General features: G+C 30.9%; 4 protein-coding genes and 1 pseudogene. All 5 read right to left on the reverse strand.

From position 1 onward, the window contains the following. Positions 1-85 precede the first annotated feature (85 nt). Positions 86-277 carry a pentapeptide repeat-containing protein gene (locus BAZSYMA_RS10620; RefSeq protein ID WP_420912276.1) on the reverse strand — a complete coding sequence of 64 codons (192 nt, stop codon included), beginning with the start codon at positions 275-277 and terminating at the stop codon, positions 86-88. Between the two features lie 27 nt (positions 278-304). Beyond that, positions 305-421, reverse strand: a pseudogene (locus tag BAZSYMA_RS10625) (type I-Fv CRISPR-associated protein Cas5fv); the annotation flags it as partial. Then, positions 381-725, reverse strand: a complete 345-nt coding sequence (locus tag BAZSYMA_RS10520; RefSeq protein WP_090715274.1) for an HNH endonuclease family protein — start codon at positions 723-725, stop codon at positions 381-383. The gene BAZSYMA_RS10520 and the pseudogene BAZSYMA_RS10625, both read right to left, overlap by 41 nt. After that, on the reverse strand, positions 725-1,609 hold the full coding sequence (locus tag BAZSYMA_RS02455; protein WP_090715277.1) for a DNA adenine methylase: 885 nt from the start codon (positions 1,607-1,609) through the stop codon (positions 725-727). The genes BAZSYMA_RS10520 and BAZSYMA_RS02455 overlap by 1 nt, the downstream gene beginning before the upstream one ends. Further along, on the reverse strand, positions 1,606-2,439 hold the full coding sequence (locus tag BAZSYMA_RS02460) for a type II restriction endonuclease (RefSeq protein ID WP_090715279.1): 834 nt from the start codon (positions 2,437-2,439) through the stop codon (positions 1,606-1,608). Before BAZSYMA_RS02460 ends, BAZSYMA_RS02455 begins: the two co-directional genes overlap by 4 nt. Between the last annotated feature and the right edge of the window lie 222 nt (positions 2,440-2,661).

Raw genomic sequence — 2,661 nt, forward strand, 5'->3', positions numbered from 1 at the left:
TTTTTTGTGGTGCTGGATAAAAAGCAGTTTTGTTGATTTGGATGGTTGGCAAAATGGGTGGTTTTGGTTTGTTTGGAATGGGTTTTTAAGGGGTGACTAAGTAAGGTTGGGCGTCTTCAATGGCTTTGATTGCTTCTTTATTGATTTCACCACCTGATTGTAATTTTGTTTTTTTGTTAAATTTTGCATCCCTAAAATTCGCCCCCTGACACTGTGTATTCACAAAATCCGCCTGTATAAGGTAAGCGTGTGACAAATTTGCTTTACAGGGTCTCATTTTTCTTACCTCGCTAGTATTAATACAACTCACAAAAGCCAAACCTTTTTTGCCTAGATAAAAACTTGAAACTCCTGCATCATAAATCATTGTGCGCATTTCTTTAGCCTCGTCTTTTAATATATCTAAAATAATATCCAACTTTTGTTCCTTTACTCCAATATTCCCTACCTTTTTTAGTAAGTTTTGCTATCCAGTAAGCAGGAACAACATGTTCTGCCTCTATTCTTTTTGCTCTTTTAGTATTTTTCCTTACTTCATAATTACAACTTTCTAAATCAACTACTTTTCCAGTGTATGAGCAACCACAGTAAAAAGTTTCGTTGTGGTCTTTGTATACTTCTTTGTAGAGTAGTCTTTTGGCTTTTGAAAATGATGAGGGGTTTTGTGCTAATACAGAAGATACAAAGCTAAAAATTGTTAAGAATAATAAATGTTTTGTCGTCATCAAACACTACATGCAACTTGTTGTTCTTGTTCTTGATTATTTAAAACCATAGTGCTGTAGTTTGTAACAATTGCTTCAATCATTGGGTTTCTGTTTTTTTCACTACCACCCACATGATAAAAATGCTCTCTTGTTAAAATATTAAACTTACTCCACAAAGAATGTATATATTCATTTTCACGAAAATCATTGTGATGCCATGTTGATAAAATAAATTTACTTTCTGTTTCTGACAGTAAATTAAAAAGTTTTTTTTCTTTATCCTCATCCCATCCATTGAAATAATCTGCGTGTCTTCCAATATAAGGAGGGTCACAATAAATAATATCGGATGATGATGTATCTGCAATAGTATCTTCAAATGACTGACATTTAAATTCAAAATCTTTTTCTTTTAATAATTGACTTACATGTGCTACTTGATTAACAATTTTGGTTACATATGCTTGAGCGAATCTTTGTGGCTTTCTGCAAAAAGGAATATTAAACCCTCCTTTTCTATTAAAACGAATCATCCCATTAAATCCTGCTCTATTAAGAAATAGAAAATCTAATGGGTTATGTTTTTCATTAAACCTTTCCCGTAATTCATAATAATGCGATTCACCTTTTTCTAAAAGTAAAGAGCCTTCTTTATTTAAAAATTCCCTAACGATATTTGAATCAATTTTTCCATCTTTTATTGATTGATAAAAATTAATTAAATGAGGGTTGGTGTCACACAATAAAGCACATTGCGGAGCAATATTAAATGCAACTACTCCAGTTCCCATAAAAGGCTCTACCCATCTACCATCAAAATCATTAGAAACAATATCATCAATCCAAGGGACTAATTTTGTTTTTATTCCTTGTGATTTTATTGGTGGCACTTTTACTTTCATTTCTTTGAAATCCTATTATTTTTTAAAACAATTAACGAAGAGTCGCCCTTTCTATAATCAACAAAATCTTTTAAAGAAGTAATTTTTTTAGTCTCTCTATTTTTATCAGAAATAGTAATTTTTTCATAGTTCATCCAATAATCATCAAACCAAGATTCTCCAAGTTTTGAAAATACACCACGACCATTAATAATGTCATCAATATTATTAATACTTCCAATATTTGCAGTGTTTCCGCTACCACTTTTATCACTGGCAATTTTCCACTTCTCTGTAACAAAAAACTGAAAATTACTTACAACAGATGTAATAGAATGCAATGCTTCAATATTGTGGCTTTTTGTTTCATCTATGGAAGAGCCTTTAGCTCTATCATAAATAATCCCAAGACAAAAATGTCCTGCGTATTCACTATAAGGAAATTGTATATTTTTTGTACTTGTCCTATCCTCAAAATATTTACCATGAGAGCCTAATGTGAATCCATTACACAAAAATGATTTTTTAGGATTCCTATAAGTGGTTTTAAAATCTACTGCGAATTTAACACTTGTATCATCTGATTTTACAAACGATATATCAGGATAATAATTTTGATGCTCTGCTAAAACTACCTTATACCCATGTTTTTGGGCGAACTCCATAATTTTTGGGAACAAATGAATCTCTAAAATCTTAGAAACAATCTTGGTATCAGAAGAAATTGTATAAATATTTTGAAAAACATCGATGAATCCTTTGATTGTCCACTGTCCATCTTCGGTGCTAATATATTCCTGCAACCCTAAAACAAATTCTTTAAGTTGGAATTCAAATTCTTTTTTCAACATGTGTTTATAAAATAATAATATAGATTTATTTTATAGAAATTATAAATTTGTATTCTCCCTAATCCAAAAATAAAAACCAAAAAAAACAACACAAACCCCAACTGGTATAATGATTTCAACCAAAAAACCGCTTCACCCATTGGGTGAAAACACAAAAGACAACCACATCCCTTCTATACACAACCAAACCTTACTGCGTTTATGAAAATTTTAAACTACAAA

The sequence above is a fragment of the Bathymodiolus azoricus thioautotrophic gill symbiont genome (assembly GCF_001298715.1).
Lineage (GTDB): Bacteria > Pseudomonadota > Gammaproteobacteria > PS1 > Pseudothioglobaceae > Thiodubiliella.

Coding starts and splice junctions, on each gene's coding strand:
- BAZSYMA_RS02455 (WP_090715277.1), bottom strand. CDS start 1,609: ATGAAAGTAAAAGTGCCACCAATAAAATCACAAGGAATAAAAACAAAA.
- BAZSYMA_RS10520 (WP_090715274.1), bottom strand. CDS start 725: ATGACGACAAAACATTTATTATTCTTAACAATTTTTAGCTTTGTATCT.
- BAZSYMA_RS10620 (WP_420912276.1), bottom strand. CDS start 277: ATGAGACCCTGTAAAGCAAATTTGTCACACGCTTACCTTATACAGGCG.
- BAZSYMA_RS02460 (WP_090715279.1), bottom strand. CDS start 2,439: ATGTTGAAAAAAGAATTTGAATTCCAACTTAAAGAATTTGTTTTAGGG.